Genomic DNA, 5,706 nt, shown 5'->3' with positions numbered 1-5,706 from the left:
GCCCGCCGGTCACCGGCCGCTGCACCCCTCCGAGCGCGGCCGGGCCGACCGCGACCGCCCGCCGGGCCGCCCCGAACCGTGGCCGCCGACCGCCGACGGGTACCCCACGGACCTCCCGCCCTCGCCCACCGAGCCGTACTGGTCCCAGCAGCTGCCACGCGAGTGGGGCCCGGACGACGACGAGGACGGGCGCACCCAGATCCGGCCACCGACCAGGGACTGACGCGGCTCACCCGCTCCGGTGCGACAGGAGGGTCCACAGGCCGCCGGTGGTGGACAGCTCCTGGACGAGGCCGACGTGAGGGGCGTACCAGCGCTCCGCCGTGCCCGGCGAGAGGGCGGAGGCGACCTCGGTGAGCAGCAGCCCCTCGAGCGTGCCGGCCCCGGTGCTCACCGTCTCGTCGAGCGAGCGCACCGTGACCCGGTCCTGCGCCACCCCGGGCGCGTCCTGGGCCTGGTAGGCGTCGCCCACCCTCGGCACCGCCGGCATCGCCAGGCCGGCCTCGGCCCCCTGCTCGCCGGCGACCCACGCCCGCCCCGGCCCCGACTCGCCGAGCAGCCAGACGTTGCCGGCGCGGTCCTGGGCGAGGTACGCCGACCGGTCGGCCAGCACGCGTCCACGCCGTCCGTGCTCGGTGGTGAGGACCTCGGTGGTGGCCACCCCCTCCACGACGGGCCCGGAGGGCAGCGCGCGCACCTCCACCCGCCGGACCGGGCCGCCGCCGCTGACCCGGTAGGTCCACGAGGAGCCTGCCGACACCGGCAGCCAGGGGTTGTCCACGCCGCTCACGAAGTCCGCCGGGTCCGGGCTCGGCGTGGGGATGGTGAGGCCGTCCACCCCGGAGGGCCCCGCCGTCGGCGGTGCCCCTCCGCACCCCGCGAGAGCGGCCAGCAGCAGCGCTGGCAGCAGGCGGCGCAGGACGGGCATGCGCCAAGCATGGCCGACCTGGGGGCGCTGACGGCGGCCAACCCTCCCTGCCAGCCCGGCGCCGTGCGCTGCTAGCGTCGGAGGCACGTGCCCCACCGCCTCGAGGAGTCGTCGTGACCACCACCCCGCTCAAGGTCGCCGTCACCGGTGCCGCCGGCCAGATCGGCTACAGCCTGCTCTTCCGTCTCGCCAGTGGCGCGCTGCTCGGGAAGGACCGCCCCGTCGAGCTGCGGCTGCTGGAGATCGAGCCGGCGCTCAAGGCGCTCGAGGGGGTCGTCATGGAGCTCGACGACTGCGCCTTCCCGACCCTGGCCGGGGTCCAGATCGGCGCCGACCCCACGAAGGTCTTCGACGGGGTCAACCTGGCCCTGCTGGTCGGAGCGCGGCCGCGCGGTCCCGGCATGGAGCGCAGCGACCTGCTCGAGGCCAACGGCGCGATCTTCACCGCCCAGGGCCGGGCGCTCAACGACGTGGCCGCCGACGACGTACGGATCGGGGTCACCGGCAACCCGGCGAACACCAACGCGCTGATCGCGTTGAGCAACGCCCCCGACATCCCGCGCGAGCGGTTCTCGGCGCTCACCCGCCTGGACCACAACCGGGCGATCTCGCAGCTCGCCGCGAAGACCGGCTCCGCGGTCACCGACATCACGAAGATGACCATCTGGGGCAACCACTCCGCGACGCAGTACCCCGACCTCTTCCACGCCGAGATCGGGGGCCGTAACGCCGCCGAGGTGGTCGGCGACCTGGCCTGGGTCGAGAAGTCGTTCATCCCGACCGTCGCGAAGCGCGGCGCGGCCATCATCGAGGCCCGGGGCTCGAGCTCGGCCGCGTCGGCCGCGTCGGCGACGATCGACGCCGCCCGCGACTGGCTGCTGGGCTCCGCGGAGGGTGACTGGGTCTCGATGGCGGTGGTCTCCGACGGGTCCTACGGCGTGCCGGAGGGGCTGATCTCCTCCTTCCCGGTGGTCACCCGCGCCGGCGACTGGACGATCGTCGAGGGCCTGGACATCAACGACTTCTCCCGCTCCCGCATCGACGCCAGCACCGCGGAGCTCGCCGAGGAGCGACAGGCCGTCACCGACCTCGGCCTGATCTGACCACGTCCTCGCGGGTCAGCCGGGCTGGTTGGGGATCGAGCGGGCCAGCGTGATCAGCAGCACGCCCAGCGCGACCAGCAGGGTGGCGTCGACCGCCTTGTGCCGGACGGCCAGCATGCCCGCGTTCTCGTCGGAGAGCACGACCCGCACCGCGGCCGCGAACAGCAGGGCCGCCCCGAGGCAGCCGATCCCGAGCCGCCACGGGCCGAGGGCGACCAGGACCAGGCCCACCAGGCCGATGGCGAGCACCACCAGGTAGAACGCTCCCCCGATCGTCGACGGGTAGCGCCGGCCCGGCGGCGGCTGGCCGGGCACGACCTCGCCGTCGACCAGGTCCTCCGCCGAGACCGCCGGGATGTCGTCGGGCGGCTCCAAGGGCGGTCCGGGGGTGTCCACCGGGGGTCAGCCCACGGACTTCTCGGCCAGGGAGACGATGTTGGACAGCAGCATCGCCCGCGTCATCGGCCCGACCCCGCCCGGGTTCGGGGAGACCCAGCCGGCGACCTCCCAGACGTCGGGGGCCACGTCACCGGCGATCTTGCCGTCGACGCGGGAGACGCCCACGTCGAGCACGGCGGCCCCGGGCCGCACCATGTCCCCGGTGATGATGCCGGGCACCCCGGCCGCCGCGACCACGATGTCGGCGCCCCGCACGTGCGCGGCCAGGTCGCGCGTGCCGGTGTGGCACAAGGTGACCGTGGCGTTCTCCGAGCGGCGGGTGAGCAGCAGGCCGAGCGGTCGCCCGACGGTGATGCCGCGCCCGACGACCACGACCTCGGCACCGGCGATGGCGACCTGGTGGCGGCGCAGCAGCTCCACGATGCCGTACGGCGTGCACGGCAGGGGCGCCTCGCGCCCGAGCACCAGCCAGCCCAGGTTGGTCGGGTGCAGCCCGTCGGCGTCCTTGGCCGGGTCGATCAGGCCGAGCACCCGGTTCTCGTCCCGCCCGCGCGGCAGCGGGAGCTGGACGATGTAGCCGGTGCACGCCGGGTCCTCGTTGAGGGCGCGTACCGCCTCCTCGATCTCCTGCTGGCTCGCGGTCTCGGGCAGGTCGATGCGGATCGACTCGATCCCCACCTCGGCGCAGTCCTTGTGCTTGCCGGCGACGTACCACCGCGAGCCGGGGTCCTCGCCCACCAGCACGGTGCCGAGCCCTGGCACGGTGCCCCGCTCCCTGAGGGCCGCCACCCGTTGGGTGAGCTCGGCCTTGATCGCCTTCGCGGTGGCGGTTCCGTCCAGTCGCTGCGCAGTCACCGGTCCGTCCTGTCCGTGGGAGTCAGTGGAAGAAGTGTCGCGTGCCGGTGAGGTACATCGTGACGCCGGCGGCCGTCGCGGCCGCGACCACCTCCTTGTCGCGCACCGACCCCCCGGGCTGGACGACCGCACGCACGCCCGCGTCGAGCAGGATCCGCAGCCCGTCGGCGAAGGGGAAGAAGGCGTCGGACGCGGCCACAGCGCCTGCGGCCCGCTCCCCCGCCCGGGTCACCGCCAGCCGCGCGGAGTCGACCCGGTTCACCTGCCCCATGCCCACGCCCACGGAGGCGCCGTCGGCGGCCAGCAGGATCGCGTTGGACTTCACCGACCGGCAGGCCCGCCAGGCGAAGGCCAGGTCGGCGAGGACCTCCGGCGACGCGGCGTCGCCGCTGGCGAGGGTCCAGGTGGCCGGGTCGTCGCCCGGGGCGTCGACCAGGTCACGCGCCTGCATCAGCAGCCCTCCGGACACGGGGCGGGTCTCGACACCGCCGCGGACCGGGGGCCGGCACTCGAGCAGCCGGATGCTCGGCTTGGCCGCGAGGACCTCCACCGCGCCGGCGTCGTAGCCGGGGGCGACGACGACCTCGGTGAAGATCTCCGCGACCTGGCGGGCCAGCTCGACCGAGACCGGCACGTTGGTCGCGATCACGCCGCCGTAGGCCGACACCGGGTCGCAGGCGTGCGCCTTGCGGTGGGCCTCGGCGACGTCGGCCCCCACGGCGATGCCGCACGGGTTGGCGTGCTTGATGATCGCCACCGCCGGTCGGTCGAAGTCGTACGCCGCACGGTGGGCGGCGTCCGCGTCGACGTAGTTGTTGTAGGACATCTCCTTGCCGTGCAGCTGGCGCGCCTGGGCCAGGCCGTCGGGCCCGAAGCCCGCGGTGTAGAGGGCGGCCGGCTGGTGCGGGTTCTCCCCGTAGCGCAGCACCGCCGCCTTGTCCCACGTGGCGCCGACCCAGGCCGGGAAGCCGGACCCCTCGGACGTGTCGGTGAGCACGTTGCCCATCCAGGAGGCGACGTGGACGTCGTAGGTCGCCGTGTGCACGAAGGCCTCCGCGGCCAGCGCCTTGCGCTGCTCGAGGGTGAAGCCCCCGGCGGCCACGGCCGCGAGCACCTCGGCGTACCGGTCCGGAGAGGTGACGATGGCGACCGACGGATGGTTCTTGGCCGCCGCCCGGACCATGGACGGGCCGCCGATGTCGATCTGCTCGACGCACTCGTCGGGACCCGCCCCCGACTCCACGGTCTCGGTGAACGGGTACAGGTTGGAGACCACGAGGTCGAACGGCTCGACGCCGAGGTCGGCGAGCTGCTCGACGTGCGCGGGGAGACGGCGGTCGGCGAGGATCCCGGCGTGCACCCGCGGGTGCAGGGTCTTCACCCTGCCGTCCAGGCACTCGGGGAAGCCGGTGAGGTCCTCGACCCGGGTGACGGGGAGACCGAGACCCTCGATCAGCGCGGCCGAGCCGCCGGTGGAGACCAGCGCCACGCCCGCGTCCGCCAGCCCGCGGACCAGCTCCTCGAGCCCGGACTTGTCGTAGACCGAGACCAGCGCCCTCCTGATCGGCACCCGCGTGCTGGACGTCTCACTCATGCCCGAACCGGACCTTCCTGTCGTCGAGGGTGAAGCCTTCGCGAGCCAGCCGGCCCACGGTGTCGACGAGCATCACCCGCTCGGCGACCTTGATGCGTTCGTGCAGGGTCTCCACGGTGTCGTCGTCGTGCACCGGCACGACCGTCTGGGCGACGATCGGCCCGGTGTCCACCCCGCCGTCGACCAGGAAGAGCGTGGCCCCGGTGACCTTCACGCCGTAGGCCAGGGCGTCCGCGGGGGCGTGCATCCCCGGGAAGGCGGGCGACAGTGCGGGGTGCGTGTTCACCACGCGGCCCCCCATGCGCGCCAGGAACCGCTCGCTGACCAGCTTCATGAACCCGGCCAGCACGACGAGGTCGGGACGGTACGACGCGACCGTGTCGCCGAGAGCGGCGTCCCACTCGTCCCGGGTCCGGCAGTCGCCCAGACGCTGCACGAACGTGGGGATCCCGGCCCGCTCGGCGCGCGCCAGCCCCTCGATCCCGGCCCGGTCGGCGCCCACCGCCACCACTGTGGCGGGGTAGTGCGGGTCCCGCCCGGCGTCCAGCAGCGCCTGGAGGGTGGTGCCGGACCCGGACACGAGCACGACCAGACGTGCAGGGGCGGGGGTGGGCACGGCCGCAGTGTATCCACCGTGGCGGCCGCCTCCTCCGGGCGGCTCAGCCCTCCTCGGCGGCCGCGCGCCGGCGCTGCCACCAGGTGGCCAGCAGGCCCCCGAGGACATCGTGCAGGATGTCGTCAACAAAGCAACGCGTTTCCGCCGCCAGGCCCGTGGCTATGCGCTCGGCTCCGGCAACTCGATCCCGGACTACGTGCCCGTCGAGGGC

Annotated in this window: 8 protein-coding genes; 3 read left to right on the top strand and 5 right to left on the bottom strand. The window is 74.3% G+C overall.

Annotated elements, in window-relative coordinates:
* Positions 1–223: hypothetical protein (locus PLP61_RS14370; protein ID WP_324503437.1), on the top strand; the 223-nt coding region annotated here is incomplete at its 5' end.
* A gap of 6 nt (positions 224–229) precedes the next feature.
* Here the strand turns inward: PLP61_RS14370 and PLP61_RS14365 are convergent.
* A complete protein-coding gene (locus PLP61_RS14365; RefSeq protein WP_324503436.1) occupies positions 230–928 on the bottom strand; it encodes a hypothetical protein in 699 nt (232 codons plus the stop codon).
* Positions 929–1,041: 113 nt separating this feature from the next.
* Here PLP61_RS14365 and PLP61_RS14360 point away from each other — a divergent pair, with 113 nt between their 5' ends.
* Complete coding sequence (locus PLP61_RS14360; protein WP_324503435.1) at positions 1,042–2,031, top strand: malate dehydrogenase; 990 nt, start codon at positions 1,042–1,044, stop codon at positions 2,029–2,031.
* 15 nt (positions 2,032–2,046) lie between these two features.
* On the opposite strand, the gene PLP61_RS14355 is transcribed toward PLP61_RS14360, so the two are convergent.
* The 4 genes from PLP61_RS14355 to purN are packed head-to-tail and all read right to left on the bottom strand — an operon-like array spanning position 2,047 to position 5,495.
* Complete coding sequence (locus PLP61_RS14355) at positions 2,047–2,427, bottom strand: DUF3017 domain-containing protein (RefSeq protein WP_324503434.1); 381 nt, start codon at positions 2,425–2,427, stop codon at positions 2,047–2,049.
* A gap of 6 nt (positions 2,428–2,433) precedes the next feature.
* Positions 2,434–3,285: a bifunctional methylenetetrahydrofolate dehydrogenase/methenyltetrahydrofolate cyclohydrolase gene (locus tag PLP61_RS14350; protein ID WP_324503432.1), complete on the bottom strand. Its 852-nt coding sequence runs from the start codon at positions 3,283–3,285 to the stop codon at positions 2,434–2,436.
* A 22-nt stretch (positions 3,286–3,307) separates the two neighbouring features.
* Positions 3,308–4,879 (bottom strand): bifunctional phosphoribosylaminoimidazolecarboxamide formyltransferase/IMP cyclohydrolase, encoded by a 1,572-nt coding sequence (gene purH, locus PLP61_RS14345; RefSeq protein WP_324503431.1) that lies wholly within the window; start codon positions 4,877–4,879, stop codon positions 3,308–3,310.
* Positions 4,872–5,495: a phosphoribosylglycinamide formyltransferase gene (purN, locus tag PLP61_RS14340; RefSeq protein ID WP_324503430.1), complete on the bottom strand. Its 624-nt coding sequence runs from the start codon at positions 5,493–5,495 to the stop codon at positions 4,872–4,874. The genes purH and purN overlap by 8 nt, the downstream gene beginning before the upstream one ends.
* Between purN and PLP61_RS14335 the strand changes: the two genes are divergently transcribed.
* On the top strand, positions 5,488–5,706 hold a 219-nt coding region (locus tag PLP61_RS14335), incomplete at its 3' end, for a hypothetical protein (protein WP_324503429.1). The genes purN and PLP61_RS14335 overlap by 8 nt on opposite strands.

It is taken from the genome of Nocardioides sp., from assembly GCF_035429765.1.
Taxonomy (GTDB): Bacteria; Actinomycetota; Actinomycetes; order Propionibacteriales; family Nocardioidaceae; genus Nocardioides.
This window is presented reverse-complemented; position numbering and strand designations above follow the sequence as displayed.

Coding starts and splice junctions, on each gene's coding strand:
- PLP61_RS14365 (WP_324503436.1), bottom strand. CDS start 928: ATGCCCGTCCTGCGCCGCCTGCTGCCAGCGCTGCTGCTGGCCGCTCTC.
- purH (WP_324503431.1), bottom strand. CDS start 4,879: ATGAGTGAGACGTCCAGCACGCGGGTGCCGATCAGGAGGGCGCTGGTC.